Genomic DNA, 23,300 nt, shown 5'->3' on the forward strand with positions numbered 1-23,300 from the left:
GCCGAGCCCGCCAGTGGGCCCATTCCTGCCCGGCATCAAAATTAAAAAGGTCGCGAACTGTTTGTTCACGACCTTTTATTTTTAGTCTGGCTCGATGTTTCAGACGATCTTTTGAATGACCTTTTCAAGGGTCGCAACCCCTTGATCGACTCTGGCTTGCGACAAGGCTTTCAGCCAATGTTCGACCCCATGCATGTGGTGCTGACCATCGATCCGGACACTTATCTGCACTGGCACACCCGGCTCACCCTCATCGGATTTCACGTCTCGCACAATCAGGCTGTGAGCATTGTACGGATCGGTGAACACCAGTTGCCCATCGACCAGCGACATCATCAGCCGCTCGCTGGCGGCCATGTCCAGAACCAGTGTGCAAGCGCTTGGCATTTGATCTCCTGAAGAACGCCGACTATCGACCACGATGCAGCTCAACCGCTGCCACGCCTGTTCCGACACCCGATAGCTCGACACCTGCGAACCGAAAGCCAGAATCAACGTGTCGACGCCGTCGGGTAACAGCTCCATAACCTGCGCGATCTCACCGCTCAACTCGAGCGACAGGACGTCCTCCTCACGATGCGCATAGTTACCGGGCCCCCACGAACGATCGGCAGCGTCAGGGCTGAAGATCAGGCCGTCAATCGGGTCAAACAGCATCGGTATCGACGCCTGGCGAGTACCGAGAAACACCGCCCACTGCCCGTCGGCCCGTCCTGTAACAGCGAACAGGCGATCCAGGTCCGGCACGTAATACTGATAGCGATCCGCAGACTGCTCGACTTGCAGTACCGAGGCGTGGGATTGCCCATCCAGCAGCGCCTTCAAACGCGCCTGCAACTGTGCAGGCGTCTGCCCCTGAACCTGCGACCACTGATTCTCGACACTGACGATGCGAGCAGGCTGCTGGTCGAGCAGTTCCAGATTGATACCTTCGCGGGTGCGCCCCAACAGACCCTGCCCATGTTTGAGCACCTGGACGAACGCCCATTGCGGCCAGACTTTTTGTACCAACGGCAGTTGCTCGGCAGACACCAGCCGCGTGCCATCGGCAAAAGCCTGGCGCAACGTCTCGAACGTGACCAACGCCTGCCGGTAAAGCTGCCCCACAGAAACATCCAGCAGCCAGACGGCCTGTTTGTCAGGCGTCAGCCCCAGCAGTTCCAGCTCCTTGCCATCGGCGTTGTCGACCAGCACTCCCTGCCCGTCAATGCACCACACAGCCACGAAGCCACTGCCGGACACGTTGCTTAACCCGATGATCGGGAAAGGTGCGCCTTTGTACGATTCGGCCAGCGCAGGTAGCGCGGTCAGCCAGTCCGGGTGCCTTTTCAGCCATTGCTGGCCGAGGCCGACAAACTCAAGAGCACCGTGTTTATCGATCTCCAATAGCCGGCCATCGGCCTTGGTGGCGATGTAGCGTTTACCAGCCTGCGTGACCGCGATGACGTCACGCTCAAGCACTTCGTTTCGATAAAAACCACCCGCCACTCCAGGCGCCACGCCTCGGCTGATCAGCCGGCTTTGCTTGCTGTAAAAGAGCATCGCGAAGTCATCAGGCTCATGCGGCATCAGCATTACCATGTCCCGGTCACTGCCCAGTTCGGCGCGAAAGTACTTGCCGGTGCCACCCTCGCCAAGCCAGGCCTGATCGTGCAGACCTTCAAGAATGTAGGCCCGGGCGTGAACGAACAAGGCGGATTGCCAGGTGCTTGTCCCGGCCATCATGCCCGGTGTTTCATCCCTGAAAGGACGTGGCGTCGCGAAGTGATTGATAAGGGAAGCCCAGTACACGGCGCCTGGCTTGTTGACATAGTCGCGCGCAAGAGACGAAGTCTTGATCCCCGTCAGCACCACGTTCCAATCCGCGATCCGGTAATGCAACGTGACCTCGACCTCCGTCTGCTCAAGCATGCGTTGCGATACCCGCAGCGTACCGTCGTCATCCTGTAGGCAGCCGATGATCTTCGAGCCACTCGCCGGGTTCATCAAACGAAAACGGTGAACGACTGTGCCGGTGACCGCGTCGACACACCACACCGTCGCGTGATCAGGGTGGTAGAACCAGGCATGGTCGACGCTGGCACCACCGAGCACGATCCCCTCCCTGACAACAACCGGCAGATTGCGGGCATACAACATTCGATCCCGCAGCACATCATAGAAAGCGGTGGTGAACACCGATCGCTCACCCGGAGTGAAAGGCACCTTGAACGCGTAAAGAGGCACATACCCGGTCACCCATCGCTGCTCGTTTACCCGTTTACGCAGATGTGCCAGAACCTGCGCCATGCTGCGGCTGGCATCAAGCGTGATCGAGACCAGATGCAATCTGAGGTCATTCCAGTCGATCCGGAATAACTCGCCCCCGGCCAGCTCAATAAACCCGTCGAAGGCATTGAGCACAATGCCGTCGACCTTCAGTTGGGGATCGTCGAAGGTCACGCGTTCGAGGCTGGCCCAAGGCGCGCGAACCACCCATTGAGCGCGCCCTTGCGGGAGCGTCACGGCGACAATCCCTGGTGTGAGCCAGAAATGGTAGAGCCCGGTTTGAGCGGTGATTTCATAGGAAACCAGATTTTTCCACTCCGCCGGCAGCTCCGGCACCACCAACTGACGCACATGCTCGTCCAGTTGCACCTCGATCGTCGTCGGCTTATAGACCGGGTGCAGTTTGTAGAGAATGTGCGGAAACGGTGTGTTGACCGTGAAATAGAAACGCTGATGACCATGCTCGTCGTACTCCAGCTTTTCTACTGCGCTGTTACGCAAATCCGGGTACCAGGTTTCAATGCTACCGCTGGCGTAATCCAGCAATGCCAGGCCAGGCACAACGTACGAGGCGAAGGATGTCGGGACCTCGCTGCTGGCCCGTGGTTCGTGCCATTCTCCGGGCATTGGCGTGTAGGCAAAACCCGGCGTTCCGAGTTGGTATTCATAACCGTAATAACAGGTCGGCGTACACGGCAGCACGACCGTCTGGATATCGTCGGGCACGACCCTGACCAGATCGATTCGCCCGGGCAGTCCCAGCGCCTGACGGATATCGATGGCTTGATGAATTCGCTTCGGATCATCGTTGTACTGCGGTAACTCCAACCCTGCGCGATCCATGGGGTAGAACTTCTGGCTGTCAAAATAAACCTGGCTATTTTGCAGATCCAAGCGCGTGACGACCGCCTCCGGTTCGAGGCGCAGCACACGGCCCTTGCGCGTGTAACCGGCCGTTCCGTAAGCATTCTGAATCTTGCGCAAATGGGCACCCACGGCCCGGGCCTTGTCGCTGATCTGCCCCAGGTTACTGGCGATGGCCGATACACCGATGCCAACACCGAGCAACGGCACTGACACAATAGCGGCGGCAGCGCCGACGGTTCCACCCGCGGCCAGTGCGACGATATCCAGCCCCAGCGCTGACGCATCGAACACCAGTTGCGTGGCCAGCCGCGAGCGCTGCTCCTGGTGGGTGGCAACCGCCAGGCCGTAAATGTCGAAGCCGATATTGGCCACGGAAAAAACAGTTCCGACGCCTGTGGCTGCACGCCCCAGAAGCCGTCCGGACAATGACGATTGGCGTAGCGCCAGACTCTGCTCACTGGCCGCCACCTGACGCACCAGGCGGATTGTCTGTAGCGAATCGCTCAACACGCCATACCCCAACTGGGCGTAACTGACATACACCTGCACCTGCAGGGCTATCGACAATGCCGGTACCTGCCCGTGCCCGGCCTGATAGTCGCGATGACGCATTTCGGTGATCAGCGTCTGGATCGCAAAGGCAAAACTCAAACGACTGCCGCCATCGGCTTCACCCGATGCGCGGTCAGCGCCTGCCAGGCTTTTCACCAGACGCTGCACATGTTTTTTGACGTTGCTTAGCCGCGAATCGAGGGTGGTGATATTCAAGGTCTTTTGCGGGTTGCGCGCATCCACCAGCGTCACGCTGTAACGGCTATCGGAATCTTCCCGAACCGTTTCCAGCAGGGGTAAGTACTCACGCCCCACTTTGTGTTCAGTGCGCAAGGCATGAGTGGCCTGTTCAAGCTCACCTGCCCAGTACCGAGCATCGAGTTGCGCCAGACTGGCCCCCATCCGGCTGTTGTCGTTTAACGAGCGTGTACGCGCGATGGCTTGTTTGTCCCACACCGTGACGGTTTGCGTGTCAACAACGGCGGAGTTTTGCACAAAGCCGTCCAGCAGCAGATTCACCGACGCAACCTTTTGCGCAATCGCCGCGGTATTCAACTCGATGACGTTGAATTGCGGATGAACGCCGTCACCCAGACCGTACAACCTGGCCAAGGCGCCGTTCTCGGCACTCAGGTAATGCGCCACGCCGTGCTTCAGTTCCTGTACACCTGCAAACCCATAGATCGCAAAGTTCGGCTCATAAAAACGATAGACGCTCTGATCACCCACTCTGGTTTTCGCCACCAGCAGGGCGTGATTACCGGTATCGAGCAGCATGACGACGGGCGCCGTTTTCGCCTCAAGCGCCTGTGCGATGTGTTCCAGGCTTTGGCTGCCCAACGGTTTGCCGACATCACTCAGAGGCAAGTCATGCAATTCATCCAGCGCCTGCAGCAAGGTCCGGGCGTCTGCGTCTTCAGGGGTCTGGCTGGCGTTGGCCACCCTGCCGATCAACGCCCGCTCCGCTGACTCGCCACGAGGCAGTGCCGCCGCCATCAACAGTGCCAGCGGATAACACCTGCGGCCGGGGTCACCGGTTGTCTGCATCAGCAGGTCTTGCGGCACCTGCCGGGAAGAAACGGCGCCTGCCTTGACAAATGCCTCACGAACCTGGGCACCGCGATTGAGGATGCGCAGGTGATAGTGACGTTGCGCGGTGTTGTTGATTTGCCCGAGGCGCTCGCCCCATTGACTCAGAGTCAGCGGTTCGTTGAGCGCGAGCACTTTGAGTTCGCGCGCCGTGTGTTTGCCGGATACGCCACCGCGCGCAAGGCCTGCCTGAAATGCCGGTGACGGACGCTGGCGCAAGGCTTTTTCAATGGCATTGAAACGGGCAAACACTCCCCCTTCAGAGGTTTCGCGAGCGATAGTCAGCACCTCTTGCCATGCGCCGGCAAACCCGTTGGCATCCAGGTGCATGGCACCGAAAATACCGCCCAGCATGACCCGCTGCAGCGGGCTCAACTGCTCAAGCGTCAGTGAACCGTGAGCAACATGGGAGAACAGCTCGTTCAAGTTTGTGGTGGACTGCGCCCCATGAGAAACGGGTAAGTCACTGTTAGGCTGCGCGAGGATTTCCTGGCGTGCGTCGAATCCGATGGAAACGTTTTTGTTGAAGGTGATGTCACCACTCAACTTGTCCTTCATTGCACGATTGAACGGTTCGCCCAACTCATCCATCAGTTGTTGCAATACCGAGGTCAACAGCACCGGCTTGCCTTCAATCACCGGCCAGCCTTGTTTGAACGTCAGGGTCTGCTGATTCAGCAACTCTGCCAGATTGCCGGCAAAACGTGATTTGAGTTTGCCGGTTTGCCATTTTTCCTGCTCTTTCGCCAACCACGCTTCAGGCTGGGCATTGACGGTCCAGCCGGAGATCGTTTCCTCTTCGGTATTGAAGTTATAGCCTTCACTCAGCGCCAGTCTGTTCATGATGCCGACGTAGTCGGTTTGAAGATGAGTTTCGATATATCCCCGCAAACCTATGTTGGCGGCACCGGGGCCCGTCAGGTTTATTGTGCCGCGAGCGTCGATGCGAATACCGTCCTGGTAGTAACTTAAAATGGACTGAGCCAAATGACTCAGAAAATCTTCGACTGATGGCGTGAGCTTTCCTTCTGCTCTTTTTTCGTTCATGACGTTTTCAATCAGACCCGACAACTTGTCGATTTCCGACCAGTTGATACCCGCCTCGGCAGCCCTGCGTTCAACGGTTTGCAAAGCGTCATAATTGAAGCGAATCAACTGCATGATCGACAGGGTCATACCACTACGAGGATGTGCCAGGAAGTGCGCATTCATTTGTCGGTCGAATTGAATGCCCATGCGAAATCCATTCTCGGGCACTCGCGCATCGGCCGATGGAACAAATATGTCACGGGCATCCGGCTTGCCGCGCGCGAAAGCGAGCAGCGACGCCTTGTGACTGGCAGGAATTTTGTCGGTTTTATCCGCATAACGTGCGCGATCCCGTCCCGGCATCAGTGCCTCGTTGTGATTGAGTAACAACTGCAAGACACCCAACCGCTGTACATCATCGAAACCACTGATATCCACCCCACCCAACTTATCGGCCAGCGGTGGCAAGTAATCCATATCGCTGTAACGACCACCCTCCAAATACTCGGCCTGCAACCGCACAACATCACTGGCCGCGGCAAAATTGCCACGCAGGGCGACTTCTCGCTGGTAGACATCCTGTAAAAAGTGGTCGGCGAACTCATGCCTGACGTCACGCAACTGCAGATCCTGGCCGGCCATTGCCAGATGCGTCTCAAGGCAGCGCTGGCGAAAGGCGTCGAGGGTTGCACGGTCCTTGCCGTAAGCGCGGACCATCAGGTCAATGCGTGCCGCGTCCGCTTGACCGCGCCATTGCGGTTGTTCGAGATACTCGAACATCTGGTGTTTCAACACCCGTGCGCGATCCTCGATCATCCGTGCCAGGTAGTTGGGGTGGGTGACCTTGTCGCCTCCCGCCTCCATGGCATGCGCTCTTGCACTGTCGAGAATCACCCGGTTCATCTCAAACGCCAACAATGCATCACTGTCGAACCAGAGATTGAACCGATACCCCTCAGGCTCCAGTACTGCGCGCCAGATGTTCATGTAATCACGCTGGATGTCACCGACTTCACTGCCACCAACCCAGACGAAGTGCATGATCTTCGGCACTGGCCGGGCGACGCCATGAAGCATGTCCACCGTCGCCGACAGCCTCGCCTCCGACTGACTCAGCCAGTTTTTAATCCGATTGATCTCCACAGGCACGGGTGTCTTCTTGCGGTCCAGCAATGTTGTCAGCGACTCTTGGAAAAGTTTCAGCGACAGCCATTGTTCGGCTTCATTGTGCGTTTGATTGAACAATTGATAGTACGTGGCCAGTGCCGTGTATTCGGCGGAACCGGCAAACTCGCTCAATGCCATTTGAAGTGCTGAATAATCTTCAGCCGATATGAACCTGTAGTCATCCGTATTCTTTTTCATCGCTCTCATCCTTGAATCAACTATTCAAAAGTCGGACAAAACTAAGGCGTAAACACGGAGCACTCAAAAGTGAAGAAACGCAAGTAATGTCAAACGAAACATTGAACAACATTCAGCGTCGACAACGGCATAATTCGGCAACAACTGCGCCGGGGCATTTCAAACCAATAAACGCACAAGGCCGCGAACCCGGAAGGTTCGCGGCCTTGTTTATACGCACTGACTTTAAACGCGAAAAGTATTAACCCGATGTCACGTCGACTTGAAGTTGCTTACAACATTCTCGACGCTGCAACGATGGTTTTTTTCAAGAAACCGGTTTTTCCCCATACCAGCGTGGCGTATAGACCCAATCTCCACCGCCGGCACGGGCAAAAGTGCAAGTGGTGGAAGAACCAATCAACACCATGGTGCGCATGTCCACCTGATCGGGGGTCAAGGCGCCGAGGGTCGTCGTACGCAAGGTCTGCCCCGGACGCCCGATGTCTCGCCCCAGTACCACGGGCGTTTCGGCGCTGCGATGTTGCGCCACGATTTCCAGCGCGCGGCCCAATTGCCATGGGCGCGCACGGGAGATCGGGTTGTAGAAGGCCAGTGCCAGGTCCGCTTCGCCGGCCAGATCCAGACGTTTTTCGATAATCGACCAGGGTTTGAGGTTGTCCGACAGCGACATCACACAGAAATCATGCCCCAGCGGCGCGCCGGCCTGAGCGGCGGTGGCAAGTGAAGCAGAGACGCCCGGAAGAATGTCCAGATCAACGTTGTGCCAGGCCGGGTCATCGGACTCGTGCAGCGCTTCGAGCACTGCCGCAGCCATGGCGAACACCCCCGGATCACCGGATGACACCACAATCACCGAACGCCCGGCAGCCGCCAGCCTGAAGGCGTGGCGGGCACGTTGCATCTCTTCACGGTTGTCGGTGCAATGCTGCACCTGATCGTCACGGAACGGGCCGGCCATACGCACATAGGTTTCGTAGCCGAGCACGTCGGTGGCGCGGGCCAGTTCGGCTTTCACCGCTGGCACCATCAGTTCGGCAGCGCCGGGGCCGAGGCCGATGACGGCGAGACGACCGCGCGCACGCCCAACTTGCGCGATGTCCAACGGTTGCTCAGCGAGAGCCAAAGTGATGCCGTGTACAGATTCAATCATCGACACGCCCGGCAATGCCGGGAGTTCGTCCGTTGCGCCAATAAACCGCAGCGGCACGCCCAGTTCCAACGCCGCTTCACGCAGATTCGCCGAAGCCATCTGCGTGTCGATCGCCACCAGACACGCCAACGATTGCACCGCCACTTTCGCGTCGTGCAACGCTGTACGCAGGGTGTTTGGCAGATCGGCGACGTCGGCGCTGACCAGCGCCGCCACACTGCGCGGATAGATCAGCAGCTCATTGGCGCTGGCTTCGCGCTCGGCACTGCTCACATGAATTGAACGCTGCGCCTGCGGATCTTCCGGCAACTGTGCCTGCGCCAGCCACGGCGCGGCGCCTTCGATGCGCACGCTGTGCCCGGCCAGCAGATCGGAGACAAAACGCTTGCCCAGCTCCAGATCCGCCAGTGCGTAGCCGCTCGGGGGATTGAGCAGGCAGGTGCCAAAACGCAGCTCGCCGCTGGTCGTAATGGCCGGGGCGACTTGCAGCCCGGCGGCGATTTCCCGCGCCATGACGTTCACGCCGCCGAGGCCACCAAGCAGCGGCACCACGGCGCTGCCGTCTTCGGCGACGGCGAGAACCGCAGGCTCGGCGCCCTTCTCCAGCAACAGCGGCGCCAGCGTGCGAATGACAATCCCGGCCGCACACAGGGCAATGATCGGCGTGTCCTGCTGATACAAGTCACGCAGCGTGGCGCCGAACTCCGGATAGGTGCAGTCAGCGCCTTCGACCCGACCGGCCAGGCCATGGATCTGCGCAGCGGGGTATACCTGCTGAATACGGCGGGCGGTGGCCAGGCTGCCCTGACCGAGAATGACGATGGCGGGTGTGGAGTGAGTCATCAGCCTTGCCACCGCTCGCCAGGCACGATGATCAGCGAGAAGTACGGCGAGGACATCGGCTCGACCTGATCCATCGGCACGATTTTCTGATTGGCCATGGTCGCGCGCTCGACATACAGCGCGCGCTCAGCCAGACCGAGCTCTTCGAGCACCTGACGCACTTTGGGGAAATTGCGCCCCAGCTTCATGATCACCGCCGCATCGGCATCGGCCAGGCGTCGTTTCAACTCTTCATGGGGCAAGACCCCGGACAGCACCGACAGGCTCTGATTGCGATACACCAACGGCGCGCCGAGTACCGAAGCGCCGCCGAGCATCGAGCACACGCCCGGCACCACTTGCGCCTCGTAACGGCTGGCGAGGCGATCGTGCAAATACATGTAGGAGCCGTAGAAGAACGGATCCCCTTCACAGATCACCGCGACGTCGCGACCAGCATCCAGATGCGCGGCCACCGTTTGGGCCGCTTCATCGTAGAAATCACTGATGACCTGTTCATAGGAAAGCGGTGCCGGCAGCGCTTCGGTGGTCACCGGGTAAACCAATGGCAGCAGGTTCTGTGCTGCTTGCAGGTGCGCTTCGATGATGCCGAATGCGTTGCCCTTTTTGCCCTTGGCCACGAAGTACGCCACCACGGGCGACTCGCGCAGCAGGCGCAGCGCCTTGACGGTAATCAGTTCCGGGTCACCGGGGCCGACGCCCAGGCCAATCAAACGACCTTTTGCCTGCATCATTCGATCTCCGTGGCGAGGGCGTTGACGGCGGCGGCGGCCATCGCGCTGCCACCGAGCCGGCCTTGCATGATCACGAACGGCACGCCTCGGCTGTCGGCCGCCAGCGCGGCTTTCGATTCAGCGGCGCCGACGAAGCCCACCGGGAAGCCGAGGATCAGCGCCGGTTTCGGCGCCCCGGCGTCGAGCATTTCCAGCAGATAGAACAGCGCGGTCGGCGCGTTGCCGATTACCACCACACTGCCTTCCAGATGCGGCCGCCACAGTTCCAGCGCGGCGGCAGAACGGGTGTTGCCCAACTCACGCGCCAGCACCGGCACGCTCTCATCGCGCAGGGTGCAGATCACTTCATTGTTGGCCGGCAGACGCGCGCGGGTCACGCCTTCGCAGACCATGCGTGCATCACAGAGGATCGGCGCACCGGCAGCGAGCGCATCGCGCCCGGCCTTGCCGGCCCCTGCCGAGAATTGCAGACCGTCGACAGCCTCGACCATGCCGCAGGCGTGGATCACCCGCACCGCGAGTTTTTCCAGGTCGGCCGGGATGCGCGCCAGATTGGCCTCGCGGCGAATGATCGCGAAGGAGTTGCGATAGATCTCCTGACCGTCGCGGATGTAATCAAGCATCAAGGGAGCTCCGAGAGCGGGCGTCGAGCAGGGTCGCGGCCGCTTCAATAGTAAGGTTGCTTGCGCGCAACGCGCCGAATCCCGGCAGCAAAGCATCGCGAAAATAGAGGTCGTAATGACCGGGACTGACGGCCAGCAAGGTCACCGGGGCACAGTGGGCGGCGGCGCACGAACGCGGGCAGCCGCACAGGTGCGCACTCACACCCGGGGGCAGCAGTGGCGCCAGCAGGCGGGCATCCTGTTTGGTGTCGGCCAGACCTTTGCCACAGCCGTCAGAACCGGTACAGGCGATCAGTCGCGCCAACGGTTCGAGGGGCTGCGTCAACAGGTTCAGGTGTTGCAGGCTGCGCAGCACCTGCGCCGCGTCACACGGTTTCACGTTGGGCAGCAACAGACTTTGCCAGGGTGTGAAACGCAGGCTGCCATCACCGAACTGACGCGCCAGTTGTGCCGCGCCACGCAGCATGACCGGGTCGAGACGCCCCAGTGGCGGCACGGCACCGACATAGACCCGGTTATCGGTGTGCTGCGGATGAACGCCGATGTGCAAATCATCCGCCGCTGATGCGCGCTGCCAGCCCATGACCGATTTAACCGGCACACGCTCTCGCAACCGCTCAAGAAAGGCCCGCATGGGCAACTCTTCGAGCAAATGACGCATGCGCGTCTGCTCTGGTCGGGCCAGGTCAAGGAACAACGTCAGCACCGCCACGACCAGCGCATGGCCGTTTTCCAGCGACACGGCGCCGACTGCCCGGTCCGTCGGGCATCCGGCAAACCCGAACGCCAACAGCACTTCGCCGTCGTGTTCGAACGCCGACAGCCACAGATCATGCGGATGTTCGAGCATTGCCAGCGCTTCCCCGCCGTCCAGTTGCACGGCGAACTTGGCGCTCAGCTCAGAGAAGCGTGGGTGGCTTTGCAAGGTGTCGAGAATCTGCGCGGCGAGTGCGCGGGTATCGACACGCATCTGCCGGTCGATACCGGCGGCAGGGCTGAGCATGAGGTTGCGTACATCGTCGCCGGCAGCACTTCGCGGCCCTAGACCGGCGGCCAGCAGACTGTCGATCAGGGCGGCGCTGTGCGGGCCGATCCCGCGAATTTGCAGGTTGGCGCGGTTGGTCGCCTCGATCACGCCGCCAGCAAACCGCTGGGCAGCCTGCGCCACGGCATCGGCCTGATCCGCGGTGATCGAGCCGCCATTGAGCTTGATCCGGCAGATGCCACCGTCCAATGCCTGGACGATACGCAGCAACCCCGGGCAGGCCGAGGGGCGTATGGCGGTGGACATCGGGCGTTCGTTCAAGGGGCTGACCGGCTGCGTGGGAAAGGCGCTTCGTGGACGAAGGCGCGGTATTATGCCTGCTTTGTCCGGTGGCATGAAAAGTCTGCCCGTCGGATCGACATGTTTAGAGGAATATAGATGTCACCCTGGCTGACGGTTGTGGGAATCGGTGAAGACGGCTTCAAGGGCTTGGGCAAAAACGCCCGGCGAGCCCTGATGGGCGCCTCGCGGATCGTCGGTGGCCAGCGGCAACTGGATTTACTGCCAGTGTGCATTCGCGGCGAGCGGGCGTTGTGGCCGAGCCCGTTTTCCCTCGCGCCGGTGCTGGAACAACGCGGCGCGGCCGTCTGCGTGCTGGCCAGCGGTGACCCGATGTTCTACGGCGTTGGCGCCAGCCTCGCGCGTCAGGTGCCGAGCAACGAGATGCTGATTCTGCCCGCGCCGTCCTCCTGTTCGCTGGCCGCTGCCCGCCTCGGCTGGCCATTGCAGGACGTGGTGACACTGTCACTGGTCGCCCGGCCGCTGGCGGCGCTCAATGCCCAATTGTTCAGCGGCGTGCGCCTGTTGCTGTTGAGCAACGACGGGCAGAGCCCGGCGGCTGTGGCGGCGCTGTTGCGTGATCGTGGTTTTGGCGCGAGCCGGATGAGCGTTCTGGAGCATCTGGGCGGTGCGGCCGAGCGGCGGCTCGACAGCAGCGCCAATGACTGGAACAACGCGCCGACGGCCGATCTCAATGTGATTGCCATCGAATGCCTGGCCGACAGCCACACTCCGCGTCTGTCGCGCCTCGCCGGCCTGCCCGACTCGGCCTTCCGGCATGACGGTCAACTGACCAAGCGCGACGTGCGCGCCATCACCCTCGCCCGCCTCGCCCCGACGCCGGGCGAATTGCTCTGGGATGTCGGCGCCGGCAGCGGCTCGATCGGCATCGAATGGATGCGCACCCACCCGGGCTGCCGGGCGCTGGCCATCGAAGCCGATGAGGGCCGTCAGCAATTGATCGAACACAATCGCGAGGCGCTGGGTGTGCCGGGGCTGCAACTGATCCGTGGTCGTGCGCCGCAGGCTCTCGCCGGTCTGGAGCGCCCGGACGCGATTTTCATCGGTGGCGGCGTAACCCGCGAAGGTGTCTTCGAGGCGTGCTGGGAGCAGCTCAAACCCGGTGGCCGTCTGGTCGCCAACGCGGTGACCCTGCAAAGCGAAATCACCTTGATGAACTGGCGCGAACGTTACGGCGGCGAGCTGACGCGCATCCACGTCGCCCAGGCGCAACCCCTGGGCGAGTTCGACACCTGGCGTCAGGCGCTGCCGATCACCTTGCTCGATCTGGTCAAACCTCTCGATGCGTGACGAAACCGCCGAACAACCCGCACCACTGCGCAGCGGCCTGACCACCGGCAGTTGCGCCACGGCCACCAGCCTCGCCGCCGCACGCCTGTTGCTCGGCGGCACTGCAGCCGACGCCGTGCAAATCGTGCTGCCCAAAGGTAAACAGGTGCAGATGCGTCTGGAGTTCTGTCGACTGACCGACAACGGCGCGGAAGCCGGGACGATCAAGGACGCCGGCGACGATCCGGACGTGACCCACGGCGCGCTGCTCTACTCGCAGGTGCAACTGATGACCGAGCCAGGCGTTCGCTTCATGGCCGGCAAGGGCGTTGGCACCGTGACACGCCCGGGGCTGGTGCTGGCCGTGGGCGAACCGGCGATCAACCCGGTGCCACGCAAGATGATCAGCGACCACCTGAGCCTGCTCGCCGCCGAGACCGGATACGCTGGCGGCTTCGAGGTCACGGTGAATGTCGAGGGCGGTGAAGCGCTGGCGCTGAAAACCATGAACCCGCGCCTGGGCATTCTCGGCGGGCTGTCGATCCTCGGCACCAGCGGCATCGTCCGGCCGTTTTCCTGCGCGGCGTACATTGCATCGATCCATCAAGGCATCGACGTCGCCAAGACCAACGGTTTTCTGCACATCGCGGCCTGCACTGGCAACGCCAGCGAAGACACCATGCGCCGGGTCTACGACCTGCCGGAAATCGCCCTGATCGAAATGGGTGACTTCGCAGGTGCCGTGCTCAAGCATCTGCGCAAGGTGCCTGTGGATAAACTCAGCCTGTGCGGTGGCTTCGGCAAGATCAGTAAATTGGCGGCCGGGCATATGGATCTGCACTCGCGACATTCCAGCATCGACTTGCCGCAACTGGCCGAATGGGCCGCCGCCATCGGTGCCGATGAAGGTTTGCAGCGCGACATTCGTGCAGCGAACACCAGCCAGCAGGCATTGGCCATGGCCAGTGCGGTGGGGATCGCGCTGGGCGATGAGGTGTGTCGCCACGCGCTGAATTTCGCCCGCAGCGTGGTGCCGGCGCAGGTACAGGTCGAAGTGTTTGCGATTGACCGTCAGGGCGGCATCGTCGGTCACGCAGGAGGGTTTGCATGAAGCGCATTTTGCTACTGGGCGGCGTGACCGAAGCACTGGCCATCGCCCGGACTTTAGGGCCTTCGCACATTTACAGCCTGGCCGGGGTGGGCCGTGTGCCCACCGACCTGACCTGCCAGGTGCGCATCGGCGGCTACGGTGGCGCCCAAGGGCTGGCGCAATTCATCCGTGACGAAGGCATTGATCTGCTGTTCGACGCCACCCACCCCTATGCCGCGCAAATCAGCCAGAACGCCGCCACCGCCGCGCAACTGACCGGCATCCCCTGCTGGGCCCTGCGCCGCCCCGCATGGCAGCCGCATCCGGGTGACGATTGGCGCGAAGTCAGCGACTGGACCGAATTGATCAGCGCTCTGGCGCCGTTTCGCCGCCCACTGTTCACCCTCGGTCGCGAACCGTTGCAGCATCTGGACGAAATCCCGGCGGATCAATTCTGGACCCTGCGCGCCCTCGATGTTTATCCCGGCAACGAACGCTGCGAAGTCATCGGCGCGCGCGGGCCGTTTCTGCTGGAGGATGAACGGACGTTGTTCGAGCGACGGCAAATCGATGTGCTGATCAGCAAGAACAGTGGCAGCACCGCGACCGAGCCGAAGCTTGCAGTGGCGCGCGAGCGTGGGGTGCCGGTTCTGGTGTTGAAGCGGCCGGGGTTGCCGGGGGCTGATCGGGAGTTTCTGTCGCTTCAAGAAACACTTGCTGCGTTGGAGGCAATCGACCTGTAGGGCAAGATCCATAGCTTGCGTGATAAGTAACCTATTCGTTACCTTCTGAGCCAGCCGTGATCACACTCGAAGAATATCTGCAGGAAGATGAATCAAGCCCGTTTGGCCGGTGGATTTCCACGCTGAACGTACAGGCGCCAATCAAGGTTTCTAATGCAATGATTCGATTGGAAATGGGCAACACTTCCAACATCAAATGGTTCGACGGTCTAGGCGAATACTGAATCAATTGGGGACCAGGGTACAGAATCTATCTCGTACAAGAAGGAAAACGGCTGATCATTTTGTTCGGAGGAGGAGACAAATCCACACAAAAAAAGACATCAAACAGGCGAAAGCGTTGATAGCCGAATTTCGAACTCGAAAAAAAGCTGAACAGGACCGGAGGTAATTTGATGGTTCTCACTCGAAGCTACAAACGTTCAATTGCAGAACGTGCCCAACGAGACCCGGAGTTTGCTCAAGCATTGCTGGATGAGGCCGCTACGCTGTTCCTGAATGGCGAACCAGAATTGGCGAGGATCATTTTGCGCGATCTTGTTAACGCGACGGTCGGCTTCGAAGAGCTTGCAAGGGAGACCCAAAAACCCAGTAAAAGCCTGCATCGAATGCTGTCAGCCAACGGTAATCCGAGCATGGACAACCTGGCCAGAATATTTTCGGTAATCCGCGCTACGCTTGGTGTCGATATGCAGGTTCATGCCGTACCAGTGAACTGAGCAAGTAATTGAAGAGAGCGCTGCGACACCAAACCGCACGACGCTTTTTTACTTATCGGCCCCGATCAGGCTAAATAGCCGCGCCTGATCGCCCACCCAACGGATCTGTCCCATGAACCGACAACGGCTAGCCATTGCCTGGATCGCCTGCTTTGCAGTGCTGTTCAACATGCTCGCCATGCCGATGACGGGGGCGATGGCGCAAGCGGCCAATTCACCGGCCGAACAACTGCTGTGGAGCAGTTTCTGCACCGGCAGCGGGACGAAAATGGTGGCGATCGACATCGGCGCCACGGATCAGCAAGCCCCGCCCAGCGACAGCCATTCCAACATGCAGCATTGCTGGTGTTGCTCCGGGTCGGCGCCTTTGGTGGCGCTGCCGAGGCATGCGCCGCAGCTGTATTTCGCCCGTTACGAAAGCCATCGCAGCGTCGCCCCGGTTTCACTGCAAACACCCACACCGCGCCAGCAATGGCCGAGCCTCAATCCCCGCGCTTCCCCTCTGGTTTGATTTGTTCGCGCAATTGACCTGCGTTTCAAATCGTTCTGGAGAACTGCCATGTTGAAAAAAATCATCGTCCTCGCTGCGTTACTGTTGCCTGCGTGTTTTGCCCATGCCCATGAATACAAGGCCGGGGAACTGGAAATCACCCACCCGTGGTCGCAGGAACTGCCGCCCAACGCACCCACCGTCGCGGCGTATTTCGTGATTCACAACGCCGGCAAGACGGCCGATCGACTCCTCAGTGTCGACTCGCCCATCGCCCCCCAAGCGCAATTGCACGAGCATGTGATGCAGGGCGATCTGATGAAGATGCAGCAAGTGCCGAGCGTAGACATTCCGGCCGGCGGCAAGGTGACGTTCGCGCCGATGGCCTATCACGTCATGCTGCTCAACCCGACCGATCGCAGCCTGCTCAGCGACGGCCAACGTTTTCCGCTGACGATGCATTTCGAGAAGGCCGGGGACGTCACCGTCGAAGTCGCCGTGCAGAAGAAACCGCCGCACGACATGCCGGAACACGCGCACGCCCAATAACCGATACGGTTAACGACGCCCATGCGCCCGCTGAGCGCCAGGCCATCCCTGCAACGCCGTCAGACTGAACACCTGACCTGCGGCAGCTGGATTGCCCTGTTCGCCATGTTGATGATTTTCATCGGCCCACTGATTTCTCAGTCGATGCCGATGGATCAACACGCCTCGACCTCCATGCCGATGAGCATGGAGATGTCGATGGACATGCCGGGCATGGATCATGCCCGGCACGATGCCAAACCCAGCGCTGAACACTGCCCGCCGCAATCCTCGCATCATGCGCTGTGGGAAAAGTGCGGTTATTGCAGCCTGCTGTTCAATTGCCCGGCGCTGACCGGCGGCGGCACGTTTACCGCGTTCAGCATCGCCCACACCAACACGTTCACCCCGCCCTCCCCGCGCCTGGGCCATGCCCGGCCAACCTTCTTCCCCGGCGCCCGCCCCCGCGCCCCGCCCGTCGCCGCGTAAACACCCCCTCTGATTGCACACGGTTGAGAAGACAGCTTCAGGCTGCCGGCTGTGTCGTTTACGACTGTTTGATGGAAATTGTCATGTCCAGGTTTTCTGCTGTTCCACGCTCGGGCGCTGCCCAGGCGTCCTTCGCTTTGAACGAATCGCGTATTCGTTTCAGGCACGCGACCGCCGTCCTTTGCGGCGTCCTGCTGTCCCCACTGGTGCTGGCCGATGATCACGCCGCACACGCGGATGAACTGAGCCCGACGGTGATCACCGCCATTGCACCGAGTTCGCCACTGACCGTTGTCACCAACCCCCAGGACCCGCGCCAACCGGTGCCGGCCAGTGATGGCGGCGATTACCTGAAGACCATTCCGGGCTTCGCCCTGGTGCGCAACGGCGGCACCAACGGCGATCCGGTGCTGCGCGGCATGTTCGGTTCGCGGCTCAACATCCTCACCAACGGCAGCATGATGCTCGGCGCCTGCCCTGGCCGGATGGACGCGCCAACGTCGTACATCTCGCCGCAAACCTACGACAAGCTCACGGTGATCAAAGGCCCGCAAACCGTGCTTTATGGCCCCGGTGCATCGGCCGGCACGGTGCTGTTCGACCGTGAACCGGAAAGCTTCGGCGAACTCGGCACGCGGGTGAATGCCAGCATCCTGGCCGGCTCCCACGGGCGCTTCGACAAGGTCATCGACGCCGCTGCCGGCGGGCCGTTGGGTTATGTAAGGGTGATCGGCAACACCGCGCATTCGGACGACTATCGCGACGGCAACAATGACACTGTCGCTTCACGCTACGACAAGTGGAACGGCGACGTGGCGCTCGGCTGGACCCCAGACGCCGACACCTTGATCGAGCTGACTGCCGGCAAGGGCGACGGCGAAGCCCGCTACGCCGGTCGCGGCATGGACGGTTCGCAGTTCCTGCGCGAAAGCCTCGGCCTGCGTTTCGAAAAGTCCAACATCAGCGATGTGCTGGAGAAACTCGAAGCACAGGTCTACTACAACTACGCCGACCATGTGATGGACAACTACACCCTGCGCACGCCGTCCGGTACGGGGATGATGGCCGGCCCCATGGCCTCCAACGTTGATCGCCGGACCCTCGGCGCACGCATCAAAGCGACCTGGCGCTGGGCCGATATCCAACTGATCACCGGGCTGGATGCACAGACCAACGAACACCGTCAGCGCAGTTCGATGGGCATCGATACCTACAAGGATCTGCCGTATACCAAGGACGCCGACTTCCATAACTATGGCGTGTTCAGCGAGATGACCTGGTACGCCGCGGACCGTGACCGGTTGATCACCGGCGCTCGGGTCGACCGGGCGTCAGCCAAGGATTATCGGCAGAGCACCGGTTCGGGAATGATGTCGCGCCCCAATCCAACCGCCGACAACACCCGTGCCGACACACTGCCAAGCGGCTTCGTGCGTTACGAGCATGACCTGGCCGACAGCCCGGCCACGCTCTTCGCCGGCCTCGGCCATGTGCAGCGCTTCCCGGATTACTGGGAACTGTTTTCGCCCAAGTCGGGCCCCGCAGGTTCGGTCAACGCGTTCGACTCGATCAAACCGGAAAAGACCACCCAGTTCGATTTCGGCGTGAACTACAAGAGCGCCGAACTCGAAGCCTGGGCGTCGGGCTACATCGGCGTGGTGCGCGATTACATCCTGTTCGATTACACCCCCGGGATGATGGGCACGACCTCCCGCGCCGAGAACATCGACGCGCGAATCATGGGCGGTGAACTCGGAACGGCTTACAAACTCACCGATCACTGGAAAGCCGATGCAACCCTGGCCTACGCCTGGGGCAAGAACAGCAGCGACGGCAAAGCCCTGCCGCAGATGCCGCCGCTCGACGCACGTTTGGGCCTGACTTACAGCGAAGACAACTGGAGCGCCGGTGCACTGTGGAGAGTGGTGGCCAAGCAAAACCGTATCGACCAGAACAAGGGCAACGTGGTCGGCAAGGACTACGACAAGAGTTCGGGCTTCGGTGTGTTCTCGCTCAACGGTGCCTACCGGATCAACAAGCACTGGAAGGTCAGTACCGGCGTCGACAACCTGTTCGGCAAGGCTTACGCCGAACACCTGAACCTGGCGGGCAACGCCGGTTTCGGCTACCCGGCCAACGACCCGCAAGCCATCAATGAACCGGGGCGCACGCTCTGGACCAAGGTGGACATGAGTTTCTAACGAAGCTGCCCCCTCCCCTGTGGGGGCGGGCTTGCTCGCGAAAGCGGTGTATCAGGCGCCAGCAATGTTGGCTGTGCCGCCATCTTCGCGAGCAAGTCCGCTGCCACAGGGGTAATGCGGTGTTCCACCCAATGCAGAACAACTAAAAGATCCAAGCCAAGCGGAGCAAACGTGATGCAAAAGCCCAAACCGAATTTCTACAACCTGGCCTGGCGTTGGCATTTCTATGCCGGTCTGTTCGTCGCGCCCTTCATGGTGATGCTGGCCCTGACCGGCATCGTTTACCTGTTCAAACCGCAGCTCGATTCGCTGATGTACAGCAGCCTGCTCAACGTCCCGGCCGGGCACCACACCGTTGCGGCCGACGATTTGCTACAACGGGTGAAAAGCGCCTACCCACAAGGCCAGGTCACGCAATACCTGCCACCGTTGAACGCCGAGCGCAGTGCGCAATTTGTCGTCAAGAACGCCGGGCACGAACTGAATGTGTTCGTCGACCCGTACCACGGCGACATCCTCGGCGAGCAGGATGCCAAGCAGAACCTGCAAGCCATCGCCCGGGCGATCCATGGCGAATTGATGATCGGCACTGTCGGTGACCGTCTCATCGAAATGGCCGCCGGATGGGGCGTGGTGCTGGTGGTGTCGGGGCTTTTCCTGTGGTGGCCGCGCGGTCAGGCAGCGGGGATTCTCTGGCCGCGCTTGAACAGTCGCGGCCGCGTGTTGTGGCGTGACCTGCACGCCGTCACCGGGTTCTGGGGCGCGACCCTGTTGCTGGTGATGCTGCTCAGTGGCATGACCTGGACCGGCTTCTGGGGCAAACAATACGCACAGGTGTGGAACGTGTTCCCGGCCGCCATGTGGGACAACGTGCCGACCTCTGACGTCGAGGCCCGCAGCCTTAACAGCGCCACCCGCCAGACCGTGCCATGGGCGATGGAAAACACGCCGATGCCGATGTCCGGCGACCACGCCGAGCACATGGCCCACGGTGACGCCCACGCGGGCCCCGCGGCGCCTGCCATCAGCCTGCAAGCGGTGCAGGACATCGCCAACCAACGTAAGGTCGAGCCGGGTTACAGCATCACCCTGCCAACCACCGCGACCGGCGTATTCACCATCGCCGTGTTCGCCGACGACCCTCGCAACGACGCCACCCTGCATGTCGATCAGTACACCGGCAAGGTCCTCGCCGATGTGCGTTTCGAGCAGTACGGCGCGGTGGCCCGCGCCACCGAAATCGGCGTGATGCTCCACGAAGGCAAAATGTTCGGCACTTTCAATCAGATCGTCGTGCTACTGATCTGCCTGATGATTTTGCTCAGCGCCGTCAGTGGTGTGGTGATCTGGTGGAAACGTCGGCCACAGGGCAAGTTGGGTGTGCCGCCGCTGCGTCATGATTTGCCGAAATGGAAAACCGGGGTGGTGATCATGCTCGCGCTGGCGGTGATTTTCCCGCTGGTGGGCGCTTCGTTGGTGGTGGTGTGGTTGCTGGATCGCCTGCTGTTGTCGCGCCTGGGCCGCCAAGCTGAATCTGCCTCAACTTCATCGTGAAGCAGGCGAGATGCGCGGTTTAGACAGATCTATAAACTGCTGGGGCTTAAACTCCGGTATTTTTTAGTGTTACTGTATAACGCAAATATGCCGCTCTGCCCGCAACCAAAAGTTGCGGGCTTTCTTTTGAAGAAGTGATTCACCACCCCGATGAACAAGTACCTCTTGTCCAGCCTCTGTCTGTTCGGCCTGAACAACGCCCATGCCGACAACCAGGCGCTGACACTGCCCACCGGCACCATCAGCGCACCGGTCATCGACGACGCAAGTGTCAGCCTCAACACGCCGACCACCGCCGGCTCGCGCCTGAATCTCAACGCCATGCAAACCCCTGCCAGCGTCCAAAGCCTCAGCGGCGAACAGGTTCGCGCCCGGGGCGATCGCAGCGTGCAGGACGCCGTGTCGCGCAGCACCGGCATCAGCCGCACCGGTACGCCAGGCGATGGCGGCACCTCGTTGCAGGCACGCGGGTTTACCGGGCAGAGTTCGGTGATGCAGTTGTATGACGGCAATCGAATGTACAGCGGCATGGGCACAGTGACCTTTCCGGTCGACACCTGGTCGGTGGAACGCGTCGATGTGCTGCGCGGCCCGGCCTCGGTGTTGTACGGCGAAGGCGCGACCGGCGCGGTGGTCAACGTGACCCCGAAGAAGCCGTTCGAAGGTGAAATCGAAAACCATGTGCGCGTCGGCTATGGCTCCTACGACAGCCAGCAGCAGGCCTTCGACAGCGGCGGTTCGCTGACCGACACCCTGAGCTATCGCCTCAATCTCAATCGCTTGCGCAGCAACGGCTGGATTGATCGCGGCGACTCGTCCAGCGATTTCATCAGCGCTGCCCTGCGCTGGCAGGCCACCGATGATCTGGCCTTCACCCTCGCCCACGATTACGGCGACCAGCACCCGCAAAACTACTTTGGCACACCGCTGATCAATGGCCGGTTACACGACAGCCTGCGCTACAAGAACTACAACGTGCGCGACGACCAGCAGCACTACAACGATCAGTGGACGCGCCTGACCACGGATTGGCAGATCAACGACGCGGTCAGCGCCAGCAACGAGCTGTATTACCTCAAGGCCCAGCGCCGCTGGCAGAACGCCGAGAACTACAACTTCGACACCGCCACCCAACAACTCAGCCGCAGTGGCTATTTCGGCATCGGCCACCGACAGGAGCAGGTCGGCGACCGTCAGACCTTCACCTTCAAGCACTCGCTGTTCGGCCTCGACAGCCAGACCGTGACCGGCGTCGATTACAACCGCATCCGCTTCCAGCTCGACAGCAACTCGCCGTTCAACGACGTGCTGCCCAAAGGCCAGGCGCTGGATCTGTATCACCCGCAACCGGGCTACTTCGAAAGCGCCAACCCGTACCGGGATCAGTTCGACAGCACCACCAAACAGATGTCGGTGTTTGCCGAGAACCTTACGCAACTGAGCGAGCGCTGGTCGCTGGTGACCGGCGTGCGCCGCGACTACGTGCACGTGGATCGCAACAATCTGGTCGACATTAGCCAGAGCGACAAGACCCTGACCGGCAACAACTGGAAGGCCGGGCTGGTGTTTGCGCTGACGCCGCAGACTTCGTTCTATGGCCAGGTCGCGACCAGCACCGATGGCGTCGGCGGGCTGATTTCCCTGAGCCCGAGCCAGCAGCAATACGATCTATCGACTGCCCGGCAGACGGAAATCGGCCTGAAGCAATTGTTCTGGGATCAGCGCGGCGAGTTCACGCTGGCGGCTTATCGCATCGTCAAGAAGAAGCTGCTGACCGACGATCCGGGCAACCCGACGCTCAAGCAGCAAGTCGGCCAGCAATCGTCCAATGGCCTGGAAGCCAGCCTTGACCTGCAATTGCCGCACGCCTGGCAACTGCAAGCCAACGCGGCGATTGTGAAGGCCAAGTACGACGATTTTTCCGAAGCGGTGAACGGGCAGACCCTGTCGTACAACGGCAACCGTCCGCTGGATGTACCACGTCGTACCGCCAATCTGTGGCTGAACAAAAGCATCAGCGATGACCTGCAGGCCGGTGCGGGTGTGCGTTATGTCGATGCGCGCTACGCCGATATGGCCAACCGCAATAAGCTGCCGAGTTACACCGTGGTGGATGCGACCCTGTCGTGGAAAGCCTTGCGCAACACCACGCTGGGCTTGCAGGTGAACAATCTGTTTGACCGCCAGTACGCACAAAGCCAATACAATGAGGGCCAGCAGTGGATACTCGGCGAGCCGAGGTCGTTCTTTGTCACTGCTGATTACACCTTTTGATTCACCGGCCCCTTCGCGAGCAAGCCCGCTCCCACATTGAAATACGTTCCACTGTGGGAGCGGGTTTGCTCGCGA

The 23,300-nt window shown here is 60.8% G+C and carries 15 protein-coding genes and 1 pseudogene; 11 read left to right on the forward strand and 5 right to left on the reverse strand.

The window, feature by feature from the left end; genetic code table 11:
• Positions 1–99: 99 nt before the first annotated feature.
• The 5 genes from AACY50_RS04270 to cobG form a co-directional block, all read right to left on the reverse strand.
• Positions 100–7,170 (reverse strand): TcdA/TcdB pore-forming domain-containing protein, encoded by a 7,071-nt coding sequence (locus AACY50_RS04270; RefSeq protein WP_339538201.1) that lies wholly within the window; start codon positions 7,168–7,170, stop codon positions 100–102.
• A 307-nt stretch (positions 7,171–7,477) separates the two neighbouring features.
• Positions 7,478–9,166, reverse strand: a complete 1,689-nt coding sequence (cobJ, locus tag AACY50_RS04275) for a precorrin-3B C(17)-methyltransferase (protein WP_339538202.1) — start codon at positions 9,164–9,166, stop codon at positions 7,478–7,480.
• Positions 9,166–9,900: a precorrin-2 C(20)-methyltransferase gene (locus AACY50_RS04280; RefSeq protein ID WP_401159178.1), complete on the reverse strand. Its 735-nt coding sequence runs from the start codon at positions 9,898–9,900 to the stop codon at positions 9,166–9,168. The genes cobJ and AACY50_RS04280 overlap by 1 nt, the downstream gene beginning before the upstream one ends.
• Positions 9,897–10,523, reverse strand: a complete 627-nt coding sequence (locus AACY50_RS04285) for a precorrin-8X methylmutase (protein ID WP_339431835.1) — start codon at positions 10,521–10,523, stop codon at positions 9,897–9,899. The genes AACY50_RS04280 and AACY50_RS04285 overlap by 4 nt, the downstream gene beginning before the upstream one ends.
• A complete protein-coding gene (gene cobG / locus AACY50_RS04290) occupies positions 10,516–11,814 on the reverse strand; it encodes a precorrin-3B synthase (protein ID WP_339538203.1) in 1,299 nt (432 codons plus the stop codon). The genes AACY50_RS04285 and cobG overlap by 8 nt, the downstream gene beginning before the upstream one ends.
• A gap of 132 nt (positions 11,815–11,946) precedes the next feature.
• Here cobG and cbiE point away from each other — a divergent pair, with 132 nt between their 5' ends.
• From cbiE to AACY50_RS04345, 11 genes and pseudogenes are all read left to right on the forward strand, one after another.
• The gene (gene cbiE / locus AACY50_RS04295; RefSeq protein ID WP_339431833.1) at positions 11,947–13,158 is read left to right on the forward strand and encodes a precorrin-6y C5,15-methyltransferase (decarboxylating) subunit CbiE; all 1,212 of its coding nucleotides are present in this window, start codon (positions 11,947–11,949) and stop codon (positions 13,156–13,158) included.
• Complete coding sequence (locus AACY50_RS04300) at positions 13,151–14,248, forward strand: cobalt-precorrin-5B (C(1))-methyltransferase (protein WP_339464605.1); 1,098 nt, start codon at positions 13,151–13,153, stop codon at positions 14,246–14,248. The genes cbiE and AACY50_RS04300 overlap by 8 nt, the downstream gene beginning before the upstream one ends.
• The gene (locus AACY50_RS04305; RefSeq protein WP_339538204.1) at positions 14,245–14,970 is read left to right on the forward strand and encodes a cobalt-precorrin-6A reductase; all 726 of its coding nucleotides are present in this window, start codon (positions 14,245–14,247) and stop codon (positions 14,968–14,970) included. The genes AACY50_RS04300 and AACY50_RS04305 overlap by 4 nt, the downstream gene beginning before the upstream one ends.
• 56 nt (positions 14,971–15,026) lie before the next feature.
• A pseudogene (locus AACY50_RS04310) lies at positions 15,027–15,361 on the forward strand (type II toxin-antitoxin system RelE/ParE family toxin).
• Between the two features lie 4 nt (positions 15,362–15,365).
• Positions 15,366–15,689 carry a helix-turn-helix domain-containing transcriptional regulator gene (locus tag AACY50_RS04315; RefSeq protein ID WP_339494013.1) on the forward strand — a complete coding sequence of 108 codons (324 nt, stop codon included), beginning with the start codon at positions 15,366–15,368 and terminating at the stop codon, positions 15,687–15,689.
• Between the two features lie 112 nt (positions 15,690–15,801).
• On the forward strand, positions 15,802–16,200 hold the full coding sequence (locus AACY50_RS04320) for a DUF2946 domain-containing protein (protein ID WP_339538205.1): 399 nt from the start codon (positions 15,802–15,804) through the stop codon (positions 16,198–16,200).
• Between the two features lie 48 nt (positions 16,201–16,248).
• Complete coding sequence (locus tag AACY50_RS04325; RefSeq protein ID WP_339538206.1) at positions 16,249–16,728, forward strand: copper chaperone PCu(A)C; 480 nt, start codon at positions 16,249–16,251, stop codon at positions 16,726–16,728.
• A gap of 21 nt (positions 16,729–16,749) precedes the next feature.
• Positions 16,750–17,196: a DUF2946 domain-containing protein gene (locus AACY50_RS04330; RefSeq protein ID WP_339538207.1), complete on the forward strand. Its 447-nt coding sequence runs from the start codon at positions 16,750–16,752 to the stop codon at positions 17,194–17,196.
• 83 nt (positions 17,197–17,279) lie between these two features.
• On the forward strand, positions 17,280–19,397 hold the full coding sequence (locus tag AACY50_RS04335; RefSeq protein ID WP_339464601.1) for a TonB-dependent copper receptor: 2,118 nt from the start codon (positions 17,280–17,282) through the stop codon (positions 19,395–19,397).
• A 174-nt stretch (positions 19,398–19,571) separates the two neighbouring features.
• A complete protein-coding gene (locus AACY50_RS04340; protein ID WP_339493971.1) occupies positions 19,572–20,951 on the forward strand; it encodes a PepSY-associated TM helix domain-containing protein in 1,380 nt (459 codons plus the stop codon).
• Positions 20,952–21,101: 150 nt separating this feature from the next.
• Positions 21,102–23,225, forward strand: a complete 2,124-nt coding sequence (locus AACY50_RS04345) for a TonB-dependent receptor (protein WP_339431825.1) — start codon at positions 21,102–21,104, stop codon at positions 23,223–23,225.
• Positions 23,226–23,300 lie beyond the last annotated feature (75 nt).

The organism is Pseudomonas sp. RA_15y_Pfl2_54 (assembly GCF_963971015.1).
GTDB lineage: Bacteria > Pseudomonadota > Gammaproteobacteria > Pseudomonadales > Pseudomonadaceae > Aquipseudomonas > Aquipseudomonas baetica_A.

Coding starts and splice junctions, on each gene's coding strand:
- AACY50_RS04270 (WP_339538201.1), bottom strand. CDS start 7,170: ATGAAAAAGAATACGGATGACTACAGGTTCATATCGGCTGAAGATTAT.
- cobJ (WP_339538202.1), bottom strand. CDS start 9,166: ATGACTCACTCCACACCCGCCATCGTCATTCTCGGTCAGGGCAGCCTG.
- AACY50_RS04280 (WP_401159178.1), bottom strand. CDS start 9,900: ATGATGCAGGCAAAAGGTCGTTTGATTGGCCTGGGCGTCGGCCCCGGT.
- AACY50_RS04285 (WP_339431835.1), bottom strand. CDS start 10,523: ATGCTTGATTACATCCGCGACGGTCAGGAGATCTATCGCAACTCCTTC.
- cobG (WP_339538203.1), bottom strand. CDS start 11,814: ATGTCCACCGCCATACGCCCCTCGGCCTGCCCGGGGTTGCTGCGTATC.
- cbiE (WP_339431833.1), top strand. CDS start 11,947: ATGTCACCCTGGCTGACGGTTGTGGGAATCGGTGAAGACGGCTTCAAG.
- AACY50_RS04300 (WP_339464605.1), top strand. CDS start 13,151: ATGCGTGACGAAACCGCCGAACAACCCGCACCACTGCGCAGCGGCCTG.
- AACY50_RS04305 (WP_339538204.1), top strand. CDS start 14,245: ATGAAGCGCATTTTGCTACTGGGCGGCGTGACCGAAGCACTGGCCATC.
- AACY50_RS04315 (WP_339494013.1), top strand. CDS start 15,366: ATGGTTCTCACTCGAAGCTACAAACGTTCAATTGCAGAACGTGCCCAA.
- AACY50_RS04320 (WP_339538205.1), top strand. CDS start 15,802: ATGAACCGACAACGGCTAGCCATTGCCTGGATCGCCTGCTTTGCAGTG.
- AACY50_RS04325 (WP_339538206.1), top strand. CDS start 16,249: ATGTTGAAAAAAATCATCGTCCTCGCTGCGTTACTGTTGCCTGCGTGT.
- AACY50_RS04330 (WP_339538207.1), top strand. CDS start 16,750: ATGCGCCCGCTGAGCGCCAGGCCATCCCTGCAACGCCGTCAGACTGAA.
- AACY50_RS04335 (WP_339464601.1), top strand. CDS start 17,280: ATGTCCAGGTTTTCTGCTGTTCCACGCTCGGGCGCTGCCCAGGCGTCC.
- AACY50_RS04340 (WP_339493971.1), top strand. CDS start 19,572: ATGCAAAAGCCCAAACCGAATTTCTACAACCTGGCCTGGCGTTGGCAT.
- AACY50_RS04345 (WP_339431825.1), top strand. CDS start 21,102: ATGAACAAGTACCTCTTGTCCAGCCTCTGTCTGTTCGGCCTGAACAAC.